The organism is Catellatospora methionotrophica (genome assembly GCF_011297335.1).
GTDB lineage: Bacteria > Actinomycetota > Actinomycetes > Mycobacteriales > Micromonosporaceae > Catellatospora > Catellatospora methionotrophica.
The window spans coordinates 16,433-33,023 of sequence record NZ_JAAOTJ010000021.1; the positions used below are offsets into that span (position 1 = coordinate 16,433).

Consider the following 16,591-nt stretch of genomic DNA (forward strand, 5'->3'; position numbering starts at 1 on the left):
GAGCCCCGGTGAGCCTCAGCGCGCCAGACGGGTGGCGGCTTCGAGTGCCGCGAACCAGGGGAACACGGCCTGCCGAGTGTGTCCCGTCCCGGGTTCGTGCGGCTCCCAGGCGTAGGGTGCGCCGAGCATCACGTACACGCCTTCGTCGCGCAGGGCGTCGACCGACCGCCGGAACGGCGCCCGAGCCGCGAGCGCGGCATTGACGAAGGGCACGACGACCGTGGGCACCCCTCGGCCGATCAGTTCCGCGGCCGATGTCATCGCATAGTTGTCCGCTATTCCCGTGGCCAGCTTGTTGAGGGTGTTGAACGTCGCGGGAGCGATGATCAAGGCAGCCGGGTCGGACAGCGAGCGCTTGCGGCTGCCGCTGGCCCGCATCTCGTAATCCGTACGTATATCCGCCGCCGAGAGCGGCCCGGTCCGGTCGAGGAACGGAACGGCGGCAGGCGTGGCGGTCACACCGAACTCCCAGCCACCGTCATGAGCCATCGTGACGAGCTTTCCGAGATCGCTCGTCGGCCCAGCACCGCAGGCGATGATGAGCAGCCTTCGAGTCATCCGGTTCAGCCGTTCCGCTCGTCTCGTCGGGCGTCGAGAGGGGCGGCGGTGTGACACCGCCGCCCCTCTCGCCACGTCAAGCCAAATCGGGGTTCAGTGGCCTCGGGCCAGCCATTCTTCCAGGTGGGGGGACTCCGCGCCGATGGTGGTGGTCTCGCCGTGGCCGGTGTAGACCACGGTGTCCGCAGGTAGGGTGAGCAACCGGTCGCGGATCGAGCTGATGATCGTCGGGAAGTCGCTGTAGGACCGCCCGGTCGCGCCGGGACCGCCGTGGAACAGGGTGTCCCCGGAGAACAGGGCCGACAGCGACGGCGCGTACAGGCACACCGCGCCGGGTGAGTGCCCCGGCGTGTGGTGGATCCACAGCTCGGCTCCGGCCACGCTCAGGCAGTCGCCGTCGGTCAGGTCGCGGTCGGGCGCGACGTCCGGGTGGGTCATGTCCCACAGCATCCGGTCGTCGGGGTGCAGCATGATCGGTGCGCCGGACAGCCGTGCCAGCTCGGGCGCGGCGTCGATGTGGTCGTTGTGCGCGTGGGTGCAGACGATCGCGCAGACGCGCCGCTCGCCGACCGCCGCCATGATGGCGGCCGCGTCGTGGGCCGCATCGACGACCAGCACGTCGCTGTCGTTGCCGATCAGCCAGACGTTGTTGTCGACCTCCCAGGTGCCGCCGTCCAGGCTGAACGTGCCGGAGGTGACCACCCGCTCGATCCGTGCCTCGCCGGTCACAGCATCACCACCGAGCGCAGCACCTCGCCGCGGCCCATCTTGGCGAACGCCTCCTCGACGTCGTCGAGCCCGATCTTCTCGGACACGAACGCGTCCAGGTCGAGGCGTCCCTGCAGGTAGAGCCCGAGCAGGGTGGGGAAGTCGCGGGAGGGCAGGCAGTCGCCGTACCAGGACGACTTGAGCGCGCCGCCACGGCCGAACACGTCCAGCAGCGGCAGCTCGAGCTGCATCTCCGGGGTGGGTACGCCGACCAGCACGACGGTGCCGGCCAGGTCGCGGGCGTAGAACGCCTGCCGGTAGGTCTCCGGGCGGCCGACCGCGTCGACGACCACGTCCGCGCCGAAGCCGCCGGTCAGTTCCCGGATGGCCTCGACCACGTCGGCCTGGCCGCCGTTGACGGTGTGCGTCGCGCCGAGCTGCTTGGCCCAGGCGAGTTTGCGCTCGTCGAGGTCCACGCCGATGATCGTGGTCGCGCCCGCGAGCCGCGCCCCGGCGATGGCCGCGTTGCCCACGCCGCCGCAGCCGATGACCGCGACGGTGTCACCGCGGGTGACCGTGCCGGTGTTCAGCACCGCGCCCAGCCCGGCCATCACGCCGCAGCCGAGCAGGCCCGCGACCTCCGGCGGCGCGGCCGGGTCGACCTTCGTGCACTGACCGGCGGCGACCAGGGTCTTCTCGATGAAGGCGCCGATGCCGAGCGCGGGCGACAGCGGTGTGCCGTCGGCGAGCGTCATCTTCTGCTTGGCGTTGTGCGTGGCGAAGCAGTACCACGGCTTGCCCTTGCGGCAGGCCCGGCACTGGCCGCACACGGCCCGCCAGTTCAGCACCACGTAGTCGCCGGGGGCGACCTCGGTGACGCCCTCGCCGACCGCCTCCACGATCCCGGCGGCCTCGTGGCCGAGCAGGAACGGGAAGTCGTCGTTGATGCCGCCCTCCCGGTAGTGCAGGTCGGTGTGGCAGACCCCGCAGGCCTGCACTTTCACCAGCGCTTCCCCTGGCCCAGGGTCGGGCACCAGCACCGTTTCGATGCTCACCGGCGCGTTCTTAGAGCGGGCGACGACTCCGCGGACCTCGTGCACCACCGTGGCCTCCTTGCGCACGTTGGACAGACGTAGGGATGTTACCCGTGCGCCACCCGCATCGTGCCCGGCCTGGGCCTTCGTATCCGGACCGAAATCCGTTGCGGTCCCGTCCGGCCGGTTCTAGGTTCGCGACCATGGAGTATGCGATCCGGGCCGAGACGCCCGCCGACCACGCCGCGGTGCGTACCGTGCATGCCCTCGCGTTCGGCGACGGCGACCGGGTTCCGGCGCTGGTCGACGCGCTGCGTGCCGCACCGGCCGCGCTGCCGGTGGTCTCCCTGGTGGCGGTGCGCGGGGCCGAGGTCGTCGGGCACGTGATGCTCAGCGCGTGCCGGCTGGACGCGCCCGCGCGGCTGGTCGACGTGCACAGCCTGTCGCCGCTGGGCGTACACCCGGATCATCAGGGTCGTGGCCTGGGCGGGCGGCTCGTCGCCGCGGCGCTGGCCGCCGCCGACGGCGCGGGCGTGCCCCTGGTGTTCCTGGAAGGCGACCCGCGCTACTACGCGCGGCACGGCTTCGTGCGGGCGAGCGGCCTGGAGATGCGCTCGCCGTCGCTGCGCATCCCCGACCCCGGCTTCCAGGTGTATCCGCTGACGGCGTACGAGCCGTGGATGACCGGCACCTTCGTCTACTCGGAGCCGTTCTGGGCCATGGACTGCGTGGGCCTGCGCTGACGGGGGACGGTCCACCCGCCGGGCTGCTCGGGTCCGGTGTCGATGTCCTCGACCCAGGCCTCGGCCTCGCCGAAGTGCACGACGATCCGGCCCACGGCGGCGTACACGTCGAACACCGCTGCCATCGGCGTCACCACGACCGCCTGGTCGCCGGGGCGCAGCCAATGGTCCTGGCCGGACCACTCCAGAACCAGTTCCAGCAGGCCGTCGCCGTCATTGCCGATCCGCGTGCGCGCCCGCGCGGGCGGGGTGTTCATGTCGCGCCCGCCTCTTTCCCCGTTTCACTCATGCGCCGCAGCCTACGCCGCAGACACCGCACCGCCCAGCGAATGTCGTCGATATGTACCTCGGCCCGCCCGGCGGTGCGCGGCCCTGCGGTCCGTCGCGGCCCGCGTGGCCGGGGCATGATCGCCGTTTCGGGTCAGAAACTGCGGCCACACCACAGGTTCTGACCCAAAACAGCGATCATGCCCGGCCCGGCCCGGCCCGGCCCGGCCCGGCCCGGCGCGGCGCGGGAGCGGGGCGCGGGGACGGCGCGGGGCGATCTTGGCGGGTGGAGGGGGCGCGTGGGGTGGAGGGGGGCTGCCTAGGATGGCCGGATGGGTTACGAGGTGCGGCGGTTGCGGGAGCAGGACGGGGCTGCGGCGTGGCGGTTGAGCAGTGTCGCGTTCGGATTTCACGGGTCGCCGATGCCGGCGGAGTTCCCGGCCGTGCCGGGGCGGGTCACCTGGGGAGTGTTCGACGGTGACCGGCTGATCGCCAAGGCGGTCGACCGGGAGCAGGGGCAGTGGTTCGGCGGGCGGATCGTGCCCACGTCGGGCGTGGCGGGCGTCGCGGTCGCTCCGGAGGTGCGCCGGGGTGGGCTGGGCCGCCAGGTGCTGACCCGGCTGCTGGCCGGGGCCCGCGAGCGGGGCGCGGCGGTCAGCGCGCTGTTCCCGTCGACGCCGCACCCGTACCGCAGGCTGGGCTGGGAGGAGGTCGGCGCGCTGACCTACCTCAGCGTGCCCACGGCGGCGCTCACCGCCGTCCGGCCGTCGCCCGGGGTGTCGCTGCGGCCCGCGACCGCTGACGACGTACGCGCGATCGAGGCGCTCTACCGCGACTGGGCCCGGTCCGGCACCGGCATGATGGAGCGCTCCGGACCGCTGTACGACGTCGCGCCGGACAAGCTGCTGGCCGCCTTCGACGGTGTCACCGTGGCGGTGAACGAGGCGGGCGGCGTCGACGGCTACGCGACCTGGGAACGGGGCCCGAACAGCGATCCCGTGGCCCGGATCACCGCGCACGGCCTGGTCGCCGCGACCCCGGAGGCACTGTGCGCGCTGCTGGCCATGTTCGGCGGCTGGGCGAGCGTCACGCCGAACACCGTGCTGCGGCTCGGCCCCGGCGACCCGGCGCTGCTGGAGATCCCGACGACGCTGGTCACTGTGGACAGCCGCCAGCCGTGGATGCTGCGGTTGGTCGACGCGCCCGCCGCGATCGCGGCCCGTGGCTGGCCGGGCCACCTGAGCGGCATCGTGGACCTGGCCTTGACCGACCCTGAGTGCCCGTGGAACGCGGGGTCCTGGCGGCTGGTCCTCGACGGCGGCCTCGCCCGGCTGGAGCCGGGCGGTTCCGGCGCGGTGCGCTTCACGCCGCGTGGCCTGGCCGCCTGGTACGCGGGCGCGGCCACGCCCTCGGTGCTGCGCCGGGCCGGGCTGCTGTCCGGTGACGCCGTCGCCGACGGGCTGCTCGCGGCGGCGACCGCCGGTCCGGTCCCGGTCCTGCACGACTTCTTCTGATCCGCGAAAGGCCCGGTGTCCAGGACGGACACCGGGCCGCCGCAGGCCTTGACTGTGAAGGAAAACTTCGCAAGGAGATGGCATGCCGCAAGGTATCGACATAGGCAGGCGTGCCGATATATGGTGCCGTCACGCCGCCTGGCCAGGCATGACGCAGGTCTGATCAGGCGCGCGCGAGCTTGGGCTCGTGTCCCTCCGTACCCCCCGAGGAGTGCCGTGACCACAATCCGATCCCTGCGCGCCCGCCGCCGACGGCTGCTCGGCGTGCCAGCGCTCGTCGCCGCCGCCGTCGCGCTGGTGGCCCGCCCCGCCCACGCCGCGACGGCACCCGCCGCGGAGCCCGAGTGCGCCGCCGACCTCGTCCAGGGGGCGTGATGGCTACCGTTCCGTGGCTGGCCGATGTGCTCCGCGCGGCCGGGGTGCAGGTCGTCGAGGAGGGCGACTGGCGCAACCGGATGCGCCCCGGCTCCTTCGACCCGATCGGCGTGCTGTGGCACCACACGGCCTCGACGTCGAGCCCGAGCAACCCGCACCCGGCGCTGAACATCTGCATCAACGGCCGCCCCGACCTGGCCGGGCCGCTGTGCCAGGCGCTGGTCGACTACAACGGCGTCTTCCACCTCATCTCGGCGGGGCGCTGCAACCACGCGGGCGCGTCGCGCGGCAGCGGCCCGATCCCGGCCGGTGACGGCAACACCCTGATGATCGGGTGGGAGATCGACTACAACGGCGTCAACCAGCAGATGACCGCCGCGCAGTACAACGCCTCGATCGCGGCGACCGCGGCGGTGCTCAAGCGGCTGGGCCGCGACTCCAGCTATGCCCGCGGCCACCGGGAGACCAGCACCACCGGCAAGATCGACCCGTACGCGATCAACCTCGACACCATGCGGGCCGACGTGGCACGGGCGATGAACCCGCCGACCGGTGGCTGGACGTCCACCGTGGACAACACCACCGCGGGCCGCTTCACCGCCAGCACCAACTGGGGCACCTCGTCGTTCTCGGGGCAGCGGTTCGGGGAGAACTACCGGTTCGCCAACCCGGTCGCGGCCAGCGACGCCGCCTGGTACAAGTTCGCCATCCCGGAGACCGGCAACTACCGCGTCGAGGCGTGGTGGCCGGCCGACGCCGGTTACAACAACGCCGCGCCGTACATCGTGGCCACCAGCAGCGGCAACCAGACCGTCAACGTCGACCAGCGGATCACCGGCGGCCAGTGGCGGGTGCTGGGCACCTTCAACCTCACCGCCGGCGACGCCAACAAGGTCGGCGTCAGCCGCTGGACCAGCGGCACCGGCTACGTCATCGCCGACGCGATCCGGGTCACCCGGGTCTGAGTGGCTTCTTGATCAGCGTTTCGGGTCAGAACGTGCGGTCAGACCGCATGTTCTGACCCGAAACGGCGATCATCCTTCCACCGCAACGCCACATGCACCGCCACCAGCGGCAGCACCCCCACCGGATACCACCACATGTCCAGCGGGTCGTACGCCACACCGAGCGCCAGCCGCGCCAGCAGGGACCGCTCCGACAGGTACGCGGGCACCCCGGTCAGCTGTGACAGCTCGACCAGCCAGCAGAAGGCGATCGCCAGCGCCCCCGCGACCAGCGGAGGAGTACGCGGCCGGAGCACGAACACCCCGGCGTAGATCAGCGAGGCGTAGAGCGCGGTGCCGGAGTTCTGCTCCAGCGGCCCGTCGGCGACGGCCCGGATGAACAGGGCCACGGCCAGGACGGCGACCGCCCCGGCGAGCGCGAGCAGGCGGCGGTTCCCGTCGGTACGGAGCATCCGCCGATGGTACGGAGCCCGCCCGGCCCCGCCGGTGGTGAACCCGTGAAGATCCGGTGTTGCCCGCCGCCGCGCTCCGGTGGCACCCGGACGCGGCGGCGGGAGTCAGACCCGGCCTAGGCCAGGCGGCGGATCTCGCCGAACGCGCGGTAGAAGCCGCCCCGGCTGGCCTGGCGCACCTCGGACACGACGTAACGCGCGCCCGCCTCGCGGATGCCCTTGGGGAACTGCACCTGCCACGAGTGCTGGAAGCCCTCCGACACCACGCGCACGCGCAGCCGGCCGCCCTCCTCGTAGCACTCCAGCACGATGCCGTCGCCGCCCGCCTCGGCGGTGACGACCTCGACCGTGGTCGACGCGGCGACCGCCTCCACGTGCGAGGCCTTCACGTCGACGATCTCGGGCACGGTGCCGGACTCGGCCGCGCGGATCGCCGACTCGGTGGCGTCGATGCAGGCCAGCGAGCCGTCCGTGGTCACGATGTAGAGCCGCTCGTCGTGATACTGCATCGAGTACGCCGAGCCGCAGCCGGTGCCGAGCTTCCACAGCCGGGTGCCGGAGCTGTCGAAGCAGTACACCGACGAGCTGTTGTCACCGGCGAAGACGTACTGACCGTCGGGGCTGGTCGCGCACGAGAACACGGCGGCGTCGCACGAGTACTCCCGGCGGGGCGAGCCGTCCTTGCCCAGCTCGACGACCTTGCGGGTGGACGTTCCCGCGTACAGCGTGTGCTGCTCCTGCCAGCCGAACAGCACCGCGCCGGTGCTGCGGCTCCACCGCTGCTCGCCGGTGCGCCAGTCGTAGCTGGTCACGCCGCCCGAGTGGCCGTGGTGCACGGCGTCGGCGTCGCAGCGGACCATCCAGCCCGACGAGCCGGCGCTCTTGCGCCGCCACAGGAACTCGTCCTCGTGGTCGATCGCGGCCACGCCGCCGCCCGCGTCGGACACGCCGAGCACGCCGTCGTGGATGTCGAGCCAGTAGATGTCGATGTCGGGCGCGATCCGGTAGGCGACCCGCGGCACCTTGCCGGACAGGTCGTACACGTTGCCGTCGTCGCAGCCCGCGTAGAGCCAGGCGTCGTCGGCGACGATGCACTTGACCCCGTCGGGCAGCTTGAACTGCTGCACGACCTCGGCGCTGTGCGACAGGGTGGTGATCACCCCGGCCTCGTTGCCGACCATGCACACCTTGCTGTCGACGAAGACGCCGAACGCCGAGGTGCCCGAGCGGTAGCGCCACAGCACCGGGGCGGTCTTCGCCGTCGAGCGGGTGCTGACGATGGCGCGCCGCGACACGGAGCGCTTGCCCCGCGCGCCCTGCACCGCGGGGGCGTACCCCTTGCGGACCTTCTCGCCGATCTTCTTCGCCGCGGCGGCACGCGCCTTGGCGTTGTCGGCGAAGCTGCTCTTCGTCGTGGCTCCGGCGTCGCCGATCCGGCCATAGCGGATGGTCAGCTCGGTGTCGTCGACGACGACCTCGTAGAACTTGTGCGAGCCGCCGTCGGCTTCGGACAGTTCGAGGTAGGTGGTCTCAGCGGCCATGGGGAAAGGGCCTTCTCTCGCGAGGGGAACGCTTCGGCGACAACCTATCCGCCGCCACCGACAGTGCTCCGCCCGGCAATCCAAGATCGGCTGTTAGGCCGATCCGCGCCCGTCGGAGCTTGTCTACGCTGCGACGGATTCGATGAACGGGGATGCGATGCGGGGACGCCTGACGGCCGGCACGATGCTGGCCGCACTACTGATGAACGTGACGCTGGCCGGGTGCGGCGCGGCGCTGCCGGACGGCGCGGACGGCCAGCTGGCCGACGACTGGGCGCCGGTGGCGGAGGTCAAGGCGGTGGTGCCGGAGGCCGGAACCTGCCTCGACACCCGGCCGACGCCGTCGGGGAGCAGCTGGGACAAGGCCGTGCCCTGCATCTCCTCGCACTACAGCGAGATCGCCCACGTCGGCACGTTCACCGGTGACACCGAGCCCAGCCCGGCGCAGCTGGCGGCCGCGTACGCCGAGTGCGACACCAGGAGCGCGGCGTATCTGGGCCGCCCGTGGTGGCAGGCGCGGTTGCAGGTGCACATCTCCATCCCGATGACGCGCGCCTGGGAGGGCGGGGCCCGCTGGTTCCGCTGCGACCTGGTCCAGGTCGAGTCGGCGAACTGGGACGACACCTGGGTGGCCCGCACCGGCAGCCTCAAGGGCGCCGTCCCCGCGGACCTGCTCGTCAGCTGCGGCAGCGCCGTGGCCAAGGGCGAGTTCATCGACTCGATGACCGAGGTGCCCTGCGCCACGGCGCACAACTCCGAGTACATCGGCTTCTTCCGCGCGCCCCTGACCACGCCCTACCCGAAGTCCGACCGGCAGTGGACCGCGCTGTACCGGCAGTGCAGCGAGCTGGCCGCCGGATACGTCGGGGTGAGCAAGACCCAGTGGTACAAGCTGCCGACGGTGGCCTGGCTCGCCTACCCCGAGGCGTGGGCGGCCGGGGACCGGCGGGTCCGGTGCACGGTGTACTTCGGCACCAAGAAGATCAAGAAGACGGTCAAGGGCAGCAAGGGCAACGGCGTGCCGTACTTCTGAGCCGCAACGCGCGTGATGTCAGCCACGGTCGGCGGCGGTCCCGGCCGTGGCCAGGGATGATCGTGGCATGACTCCGGCGGCAGTGCTCTTCGACATGGACGGGACCCTGTTCGACAGCGAGCCGCTGTGGGACATCGCCATCGAGGAGCTCGCGCACCTGTACGGCGCGCAGGTCTCGGCCGAGGTCCGGCTGAACATGGTCGGCCGCTCCGTCGACGAGTCGATGGTGCTGTTCCACGACGGCATCGGCCAGCCCTGGCGCGACGCCGCGGCCAGCTCGGCATGGATCTACGACCGGGTCACCGGGCTGTTCGCCACGGACCTGGTGTGGCGGCCCGGCGCGCAGGAGCTGCTGCACGAGGTGCGGGCGGCGGGCCTGCCCACGGCCCTGGTGACCTCCACGAACCGGCGGGCGGTGGAGGTGGCGCTCGACACGCTCGGCAGGCACAACTTCGACGCCGTGGTCTGCGGCGACGAGGTCGCGTTCACCAAGCCGCACCCGGATCCGTACCTGCGGGCGGCGAAGCTGCTGAACGTCGAGCCCGCCGACTGCCTGGCCGTCGAGGACTCGCCCACCGGCGTGGCGAGCGCGCTGGCCGCGGGCACCCGCGTGATCGGCGTGCCCAACGCGGTGACCCTGAAGCCGATGACCGGCCTGACCCTGCTGCCCACCCTCGCGGGCGCCACCCTCGCCGCGCTGTCCGCCGCGACGGCCTGACACCCCGGGGCCGGTGGGCGCAGGGCGATCGGCGTGCCCGGAGGCGGCCGGGACCCTGGGTGAGACCCGACCATGCCGCGACGGCGGTGCTCGCGGGGCAGCCGGAAGCCGCCTTCCGTGGCAGATTGAGCGATCGTGAAGGACTGGTATGACTGGCATCAGCCGTACGCCGACCCCGCGTCACCCCTGTCGCGGCGGATGCGCCTGGTGCAGCGGCACATCGTCGACTGGCTGGACGAACGCCCGGAGCTGGAGCTGACCGTGGTCAGCGCGTGCGCGGGCCAGGGGCGCGACCTGCTCGGCGTGCTGGCGGAGCGGCCCGACGCGGCCCGGGTGCGGGCGACGCTGATCGAGTACGACCCCCGCAACGTCGCGGTGGCCCAGGCCGAGGCCGCCCGCCTCGGCGTCGCCGTCGAGGCCCGCTGCGCCGACGCCGGGCTGCTGGAGTCCTATGCCGACGCCGTCCCGGCCGACCTGGTGCTGTTCGCGGGGGTCTTCGGCAACATCGGCGACGAAGACGTGCGCCGCAGCGTCGCCGCGCTGCCCAGGCTGTGTGCCCCCGGCGCGACGGTGATCTGGACGCGGACCCGCCGCGCCCCCGACCTCACCCCGGCGATCCGGGCCTGGTTCGCCGAGGCCGGTTTCACCGAGACGGCCTTCCATGCCCCCGAAGACGTCGTGTTCACGGTCGGCGTGCACCGGCTGACCGCCGACCCGCGCCCGCTGGACCCGCCTGGCCGCCTGTTCAGCTTCACGTGAGACGGCCCGGCCCCCGAAGGGACCGGGCCGCCGGTGGTGGCTCGGTGGATCAGCTGGTGGCGAGGCTGCCGTCGGACGAGAAGACCAGGCCGATGGTGGCCTTGCCGGTGGTCAGCGCGGTCTTGGTCTGCGGGCCGCCGGTGTCGGCCTGCTGGAACGAGCCGAACGTGATGCCGTAGGTCTTCTCCAGACCCAGCTGGCAGAACGAGCGCTCCGGGCACTCCGGCGGACCGGCGAGCACGGTGGCCTTGCCCGAGCACTTGGCCGCGAAGTCCGACAGCGTCTTGACCTGGTGCTGGTCGGCGAACGCCTTGGTCACCGCGTACGCGTTCTGGTCAGCGGCGGGCGACGGCGTGCCAACGGTCAGCCCGGCCTTGGTGGCCAGCTCCTTCAGGGCCGCCACGGTGGCGTTGACGTCACCGCTGGCCTTGGCCGCGGCGTCCTTGCCGTTCTGCTTCTGGTTCAGGAACTCGGTGAGGGTCGCGGCGTACTCCGGGAACACGGTCAGCTCACCGCGCTCCAGGGCGGCCTCGTACAGCTCGCGGTTGCCCGAGACCTGCACGGTGGCCTGGAAGCCCGCCGCGTTCAGGGCGATCTTGTACAGCTCGGCGAGCGTCTTGCTCTCCGGGAAGTTCGCCGCGCCGACCACGACCGGGCCGGAGCCGCCGGACAGGCCGGAGGTCAGGCCCGCCTGCGCCGCGAACTCCTGCGCCGCGACCTCGGAGGTCTTGCGCTCGACCTCGACGGCCTTGTTCAGCGCGATCAGCTTCGGGGTGTCCAGCGCCGCGCCGACCTTGTCGACCGCCGCCAGCAGCGCGGGGGTGGACCGCTTGGCGTTGGCGACCGCGATGACGTTGTCGGTGTTCTGCAGGTGCTTGTCGTCGTCGAGCACCACGAGCTGGTCGCCGGCGACCGGCGCGCAGCCCGCGCCCGAGGCGGTGGCCGGGGCCTCCGTGCCCGAGGAGCCTGCCTGCCCGCAGCCGGTCAGCGCGAACGCCGCCGCGGTGACACCGGCCAGCAGGAGGACGGACGCCCTCCGGGTGTGCGTTGCCATATTCAGCCTTCCGTCGAATGCACTGCGAAATGAGGTGCAAAGGTCTTTCTTACCGCGTACCTGAGACATCCTTGCGATGAATTCATGAACCGTGCTCGGTCTACCCGTGCCCGACAATTCGCAAACCGTTCACATATGCAGGTCAACGGCGGTCGTATGCAGCGGAGAGTGATCGACGTCATACTCAGCGCACCTAAGCTGGTGCCCGTGACGACACTGCTGCTCGACGTGGACGGGGTCCTGCTCGTGCCCGCGGGCAGCCTCACGCCCAACGAGGAGCTGCTGGCCGTGCTGCCCCGGCTCACCGTCACCGGGATCTACCTGGTCACCAACCAGCACCCGCGGCGTGCGGCCGTGATCCGCGAGCTGCTGGGCGGGCGGCCGGGCATCAGCGGGGTGCTCATCTCGTACGAGATAGGTTTCCTCAAGCCCGAACGGGCGTTTTTCGCCCGCGCCCTGATCGAGATCGGGCGTACGCCGCAGGAGTGCCTGTTCGTCGACGACAAGCCGGTCTACGTCGCGGGCGGCGTGGCCGCCGGGATCGACAGCGTGCTGTTCCACGACAACGCGCGGCTGTTCGCCCTGCTGCGCGAGCGCGGCCTGCTCTGAGGCGGGTCAGGACCGGGCGGGCAGCGCGTCGGCGGCCGACGCCGGGGGACGGTGCTTGACGCGGCGCAGCGACTTGGGCAGCAGCGCCCGCTCGACCAGCGCCAGAATGCCCTCCACGGCCAGGCAGAGCAGCGCCACCAGCGCGCCGCCGGCCAGCACCTGCCCGCCGCCCGAGGCCAGACCCAGCCCGAAGCCCTTGCTGATGATCATGCCGAGGCCGCCCCCGTTGACGTACGCGGCCAGCGTCGCCGTCGCCACCACCTGCACGGCGGCGACCCGGAACCCGTTGGCCAGGTACGGCACCGCCAGCGGCAGTTCGACCTTGCGCAGCAGTTGCCAGGCGGACAGGCCCATGCCCCGGCCCGCGTCGCGCACCTCCGGATCGACCTCGCGCACACCCAGATAGGCGTTGGCCAGCAGCGGCGGGATCGCGAACAGCGACAGGGCCAGGATGATCGCGGGCGCGCCGAAGCCGATCGCGGTCAGCGGGAAGATGGTGAGCAGCGCCACGGTCGGCACGGCGCGGCTGAGGTTGGTCACCGTCACCACGGCCGGACCGCCCCGGCCGACGTGCCCCATCCACACGCCCAGCGGCCAGGCGACCGCGCAGCCCAGCGCCACCGCCGCCGCGGAGATCCACAGGTGCTCGCCCAGGCGCGCGAAGATGCCGTCAGGGTTGGTCCAGTTCAGCGGATCGTTCAGCCAGACGATCGCGTCGTCGATCACACTCATGCCGCCTCCTCGCTGCGCTCGTCGGCGGCATGGACGATGGGTTCATGATTCGCTCGCCGGTGCTCGCTCATGCCGACCTCCGCCGGGTCCAGGGCATGATGACGCGGCCCACGGCGAGCAGGATCAGGTCCAGCACCAGGGCCAGCGCGACGCACAGCAGGGTCGCCGTCATGATCTGCGGGCGGTAGTAGTTGCTGGCGAAGCCGCCGATGATCAGCTCGCCGAGGCCGCCCCACCCGGCCAGCTCGCCGACGGTGACCAGCGCCACCGTGGAGACCGTCGCGATCCGCAGGCCGGTCATGATGCCGGGCAGCGCCAGCGGCAGCTCGATGCGCCACAGCATCGCCCGCCTGCCGTAGCCCATGCCGCGGGCGCTGTCGAGCACGTCGGCGGGCACCTGGCGCAGCGCGGTCAGCGTGTTGCGCACGATGGTCAGCAGCGCGTACATCGTCAGTCCGATCAGCACCGTGGTCGGCGCGACGATCCCGGTGAACGGCGCGAGGAACGCGAACAGCGCCAGCGAGGGAATGGTGTAGAGCACACCCGTGAAGCCCAGGATCGGCCCGGACAACGAGCCCACCCGGTATGCCAGGATCGCCAGCGGGATCGCGATCACCGTCGCGAGCGACACAGCGACTATCGTCAGGAAGAGGTGTTCGCGCAGCGCGGCGAGCAGGGTGTCGGTGTTCTGGCTGACGTAGCTCCAGGAGAACCAGGGGTTACGCGGATCGTCGCCCGGTGCGCCGAGGCCGAGCACGGCGACGTGGACCATGGAGGGCATACGTGAACCGTACCGCTGCGGTGTCGATCAGGCTCGACGGCGTGCGTAAGCAGTACGACGACGGCACCGTCGCCGTCCGCGACCTGAGTCTGGAGCTGCCCGCGGGCGAGCTGACCGTGCTGGTCGGGCCGTCCGGCTGCGGCAAGTCGACGATCCTGCGAATGGTCAACCGGCTGATCGAGCCGTCGGGCGGGCGCATGTGGCTCGGCGACGACGAGATCACCGCGGTCGACCCGATCGCGCTGCGGCGGCGCATCGGCTACGTCATCCAGAATGTGGGCCTGTTCCCGCACCAGACCGTACGCGACAACGTCGGCACCGTGCCCCGGCTGCTCGGCTGGCCGAAGGCGCAGGTCACCGAGCGCACCGCGGAACTGCTCGACCTGGTCGGCCTCGACCCGGCCCGCTACGGCGACCGCTACCCGAACGAGCTGTCCGGCGGGCAGCGCCAGCGTGTCGGGGTGGCCCGCGCGCTGGCCGCCGACCCGGTGGTGCTGCTGATGGACGAGCCGTTCTCGGCCGTCGACCCGATCGTGCGCGGGCGACTGCAGGACGAGTTCCTGCGGTTGCAGCAGACGGTCCGCAAGACCATCGTGTTCGTCACCCACGACGTGGACGAGGCCGTACGCCTCGGCGACCGGATCGCGGTGCTGTCCGAGGGCGGCAAGCTGGAGCAGTTCGCGCCCCCCGCCGAGCTGCTGGCCAAGCCCGCGAACACGTTCGTCGCCGAGTTCGTCGGTGCGGACCGCGGCATCAAGCTGCTCGCGGTGACCCCGATCCCGCGCGACGGCCTGCGCCCGCTGCCCGACGGCGACTTCCAGGGCCAGGAGGCCCCGTCGGTGCCGGTCGAGGGCTCGCTGCGCGACGCGCTCGCCGCGATCCTGGAGGGCGACACCGGCTGGGTCGTGGTCCGCGACGGCCTCGACCCCCTCGGCATCCTCACCCCCGAGGACGTCTACGCCCTCCTCCGCCGCTGACCCACCCCACCCACCCCACCCCGTTATGCATAGACGTTGGCCTATCTGGATGACTTTTTGATGATCGAAGTCATCCAAATAGGCCAACGTCTATAAAGGCCGGGGCCGTGGCCGGGGTCGGGGCGGGGGCGGGCGCGGCGGGTGGTCATGGTGTTCTCGGGGGGCCGAACCAGGTGGTGAGGGCGGACGGGAGGCCGGCGGGGTCGGGGGCGGCCCAGGCGACGTAGCCGTCGGGGCGGATGAGCAGGGCCGGGGGAGTGCCGGGGTCGCGGGGAGTCGCGCGGATCACGTCGACGCGGTCGCGCCAGGGGGCCGCCGCCTCGGCCAGGGCCGGGTCGCCGGTGAGGTCCAGCAGGAGCGGGCGGGCGGTGCGCTGCAGCGCGGCGAGCCGGATACGGCGGCTTTCGTGAGTCAGCCGCAGGTCGGGCGCCATCCGGCCGAGCATCGGGTGGCCGGCTCCCGTCGGGTACGGCAGATCCAGGCCCGCGACGGCCTCGGCGACCTCGCGCAGGAACCCGGGTTCGCGCAGGCGCTGCGCGTAGCGCTCCCGCCGGGCGGTCACCTCGTCGCCGGGTGCCATCAGCTCGGCCTGCTCGGCGGTGCGGTCCAGGGCCCGGCGGGCCTGCGGCACCCGCTCGGCGGCGTAGGTGTCGAGCAGCGTGTCCGGGGCTGCCCCGCGCGCCACCAGGGACAGCTTCCAGGCCAGGTTGACCGCGTCCTGCAGGCCCAGGTTGAGATGGGAGCCGCCGAAGCCGGCGAACACGTGCGCGGCGTCGCCGGCCACGAAGACCCGGCCCATCCGGTACGGGTCGGCGAGCCGGTTGTTGCGGTCGGTGAGCCGCCGCAGGATCCACGGGCGGCCGTCGGCGGGCGGCGGCTCGACCGGCACGTCCGCGCCGACCACCCGGGACAGGCTCGCCTGTGCCTCGTCGACCGTCATCGGTGCCTGCTCGGCGGGCGCGTCCCACTCGTGGGTGCTCAGCACGTGCACGCCGGGGATGAACGAGGCGAACGAGAACGCCCCGTGCGGCGTACGGTGCAGATGGTAGGGCCGGTAGCTCGTGCCGTCGGCGGCGCGCAGCGCTCCCGAGGACGTCAGCGCGGCGCGGGGCAGCACCACGTGGGCCATCCGGATGACTACCTCGCGGCTGGTCTCGCCGGGAAAGCCGATCCCCGCCGCCTTGCGTACGGCGCTGTGCGAGCCGTCGCAGCCGACGAGGTAGGCCGCGCGCAGCCGGTAGCCGCCGTCCGGGCCGTCGACCTCGACGGTCACGCCGTCGCCGTCCTGGGTAAGGCCGGTGAACGTGTGACCCCGCCTGATCTCCGCGCCCAGAGCAAGCGCGTGCTGCTCGAACACCTCCTCCATCCGCCGCTGCGGCACCGCGAGCACGTGCACCGGGTTCGCGTCGCGCAGGCGGCGCAGGTCGAGCCGGAACCCGGCGTGCGAGAACCCGCGGACGGGCCGGGGCCGTGTGCCGTACGCCCCGGTGAACCAGCGCTGGAGCAGGGCCTTCGGGCCGCTGCCGTGGCGGGCCAGGGTCCGGTAGAGCCCGCGCCGGTACAGCACCGTCACGACCTGGCCGACCAGCCCGTTGGCGCGTGGCACCGGGTCGGGCTCGGTGCGGCGCTCCAGCACCACCACGCGTGCCCCGGCCAGGCGGAGCTCGGCGGCGAGCAGCAGCCCGGTCGGGCCGCCCCCGGATATCACCACGTCGGCGTCCATCGCCGCCTCCCCTCGATCGATGCTGTCAACCGTAGTTGACACGATCGG

The 16,591-nt window shown here is 72.2% G+C and carries 19 protein-coding genes; 9 read left to right on the forward strand and 10 right to left on the reverse strand.

Going from position 1 to position 16,591, the window contains the following annotated elements; translation table 11 throughout:
- Positions 1-15: 15 nt before the first annotated feature.
- From HAV40_RS31790 to HAV40_RS31800, 3 genes are all read right to left on the reverse strand, one after another.
- Entirely contained in the window at positions 16-558 is a 543-nt protein-coding gene (locus HAV40_RS31790) for a flavoprotein (protein WP_166387860.1), read from the reverse strand.
- Between the two features lie 93 nt (positions 559-651).
- Positions 652-1,287, reverse strand: coding sequence for an MBL fold metallo-hydrolase (locus HAV40_RS31795; RefSeq protein ID WP_166387862.1), 636 nt, complete (start codon positions 1,285-1,287; stop codon positions 652-654).
- The gene (locus tag HAV40_RS31800) at positions 1,284-2,369 is read right to left on the reverse strand and encodes an S-(hydroxymethyl)mycothiol dehydrogenase (protein WP_166387864.1); all 1,086 of its coding nucleotides are present in this window, start codon (positions 2,367-2,369) and stop codon (positions 1,284-1,286) included. Before HAV40_RS31800 ends, HAV40_RS31795 begins: the two co-directional genes overlap by 4 nt.
- A 134-nt stretch (positions 2,370-2,503) precedes the next feature.
- Between HAV40_RS31800 and HAV40_RS31805 the strand changes: the two genes are divergently transcribed.
- Positions 2,504-3,043, forward strand: a complete 540-nt coding sequence (locus tag HAV40_RS31805; protein WP_166387866.1) for a GNAT family N-acetyltransferase — start codon at positions 2,504-2,506, stop codon at positions 3,041-3,043.
- Here the strand turns inward: HAV40_RS31805 and HAV40_RS31810 are convergent.
- On the reverse strand, positions 2,998-3,300 hold the full coding sequence (locus HAV40_RS31810) for a hypothetical protein (protein ID WP_166387868.1): 303 nt from the start codon (positions 3,298-3,300) through the stop codon (positions 2,998-3,000). The genes HAV40_RS31805 and HAV40_RS31810 overlap by 46 nt on opposite strands.
- A gap of 342 nt (positions 3,301-3,642) precedes the next feature.
- Between HAV40_RS31810 and HAV40_RS31815 the strand changes: the two genes are divergently transcribed.
- From HAV40_RS31815 to HAV40_RS31825, 3 genes are all read left to right on the forward strand, one after another.
- Entirely contained in the window at positions 3,643-4,824 is a 1,182-nt protein-coding gene (locus HAV40_RS31815; protein WP_166387870.1) for a GNAT family N-acetyltransferase, read from the forward strand.
- A gap of 216 nt (positions 4,825-5,040) precedes the next feature.
- Positions 5,041-5,199 (forward strand): hypothetical protein, encoded by a 159-nt coding sequence (locus HAV40_RS31820; protein ID WP_166387872.1) that lies wholly within the window; start codon positions 5,041-5,043, stop codon positions 5,197-5,199.
- Complete coding sequence (locus tag HAV40_RS31825; RefSeq protein WP_166387874.1) at positions 5,199-6,164, forward strand: golvesin C-terminal-like domain-containing protein; 966 nt, start codon at positions 5,199-5,201, stop codon at positions 6,162-6,164. The genes HAV40_RS31820 and HAV40_RS31825 overlap by 1 nt, the downstream gene beginning before the upstream one ends.
- A gap of 38 nt (positions 6,165-6,202) precedes the next feature.
- On the opposite strand, the gene HAV40_RS31830 is transcribed toward HAV40_RS31825, so the two are convergent.
- Together HAV40_RS31830 and HAV40_RS31835 are read right to left on the reverse strand one after the other, a co-directional pair.
- Positions 6,203-6,616 carry a ribosomal maturation YjgA family protein gene (locus HAV40_RS31830; RefSeq protein ID WP_166387876.1) on the reverse strand — a complete coding sequence of 138 codons (414 nt, stop codon included), beginning with the start codon at positions 6,614-6,616 and terminating at the stop codon, positions 6,203-6,205.
- A 116-nt stretch (positions 6,617-6,732) separates the two neighbouring features.
- Positions 6,733-8,157, reverse strand: coding sequence for a WGR domain-containing protein (locus HAV40_RS31835; RefSeq protein ID WP_166387878.1), 1,425 nt, complete (start codon positions 8,155-8,157; stop codon positions 6,733-6,735).
- A gap of 157 nt (positions 8,158-8,314) precedes the next feature.
- Between HAV40_RS31835 and HAV40_RS31840 the strand changes: the two genes are divergently transcribed.
- From HAV40_RS31840 to HAV40_RS31850, 3 genes are all read left to right on the forward strand, one after another.
- Positions 8,315-9,190 carry a septum formation family protein gene (locus HAV40_RS31840; protein ID WP_166387880.1) on the forward strand — a complete coding sequence of 292 codons (876 nt, stop codon included), beginning with the start codon at positions 8,315-8,317 and terminating at the stop codon, positions 9,188-9,190.
- Positions 9,191-9,272: 82 nt separating this feature from the next.
- Entirely contained in the window at positions 9,273-9,908 is a 636-nt protein-coding gene (locus tag HAV40_RS31845; RefSeq protein ID WP_166388038.1) for an HAD family hydrolase, read from the forward strand.
- Positions 9,909-10,043: 135 nt separating this feature from the next.
- Positions 10,044-10,667 carry a class I SAM-dependent methyltransferase gene (locus HAV40_RS31850; protein WP_239086975.1) on the forward strand — a complete coding sequence of 208 codons (624 nt, stop codon included), beginning with the start codon at positions 10,044-10,046 and terminating at the stop codon, positions 10,665-10,667.
- A gap of 49 nt (positions 10,668-10,716) precedes the next feature.
- On the opposite strand, the gene HAV40_RS31855 is transcribed toward HAV40_RS31850, so the two are convergent.
- The gene (locus HAV40_RS31855) at positions 10,717-11,721 is read right to left on the reverse strand and encodes a glycine betaine ABC transporter substrate-binding protein (protein ID WP_166387882.1); all 1,005 of its coding nucleotides are present in this window, start codon (positions 11,719-11,721) and stop codon (positions 10,717-10,719) included.
- A 207-nt stretch (positions 11,722-11,928) separates the two neighbouring features.
- Here HAV40_RS31855 and HAV40_RS31860 point away from each other — a divergent pair, with 207 nt between their 5' ends.
- Entirely contained in the window at positions 11,929-12,330 is a 402-nt protein-coding gene (locus HAV40_RS31860; protein ID WP_166387884.1) for an HAD family hydrolase, read from the forward strand.
- A 6-nt stretch (positions 12,331-12,336) separates the two neighbouring features.
- On the opposite strand, the gene HAV40_RS31865 is transcribed toward HAV40_RS31860, so the two are convergent.
- Both HAV40_RS31865 and HAV40_RS31870 read right to left on the reverse strand, forming a co-directional pair.
- On the reverse strand, positions 12,337-13,062 hold the full coding sequence (locus tag HAV40_RS31865) for an ABC transporter permease (protein ID WP_166387886.1): 726 nt from the start codon (positions 13,060-13,062) through the stop codon (positions 12,337-12,339).
- 67 nt (positions 13,063-13,129) lie between these two features.
- A complete protein-coding gene (locus HAV40_RS31870; protein ID WP_166388042.1) occupies positions 13,130-13,834 on the reverse strand; it encodes an ABC transporter permease in 705 nt (234 codons plus the stop codon).
- An 11-nt stretch (positions 13,835-13,845) separates the two neighbouring features.
- On the opposite strand from HAV40_RS31870, the gene HAV40_RS31875 reads away from it, so the two are divergent.
- Positions 13,846-14,820: an ABC transporter ATP-binding protein gene (locus HAV40_RS31875; protein WP_166387888.1), complete on the forward strand. Its 975-nt coding sequence runs from the start codon at positions 13,846-13,848 to the stop codon at positions 14,818-14,820.
- Between the two features lie 145 nt (positions 14,821-14,965).
- Here the strand turns inward: HAV40_RS31875 and HAV40_RS31880 are convergent, their stop codons facing one another.
- Positions 14,966-16,543, reverse strand: a complete 1,578-nt coding sequence (locus tag HAV40_RS31880) for an FAD-dependent monooxygenase (protein WP_166387890.1) — start codon at positions 16,541-16,543, stop codon at positions 14,966-14,968.
- Positions 16,544-16,591 lie beyond the last annotated feature (48 nt).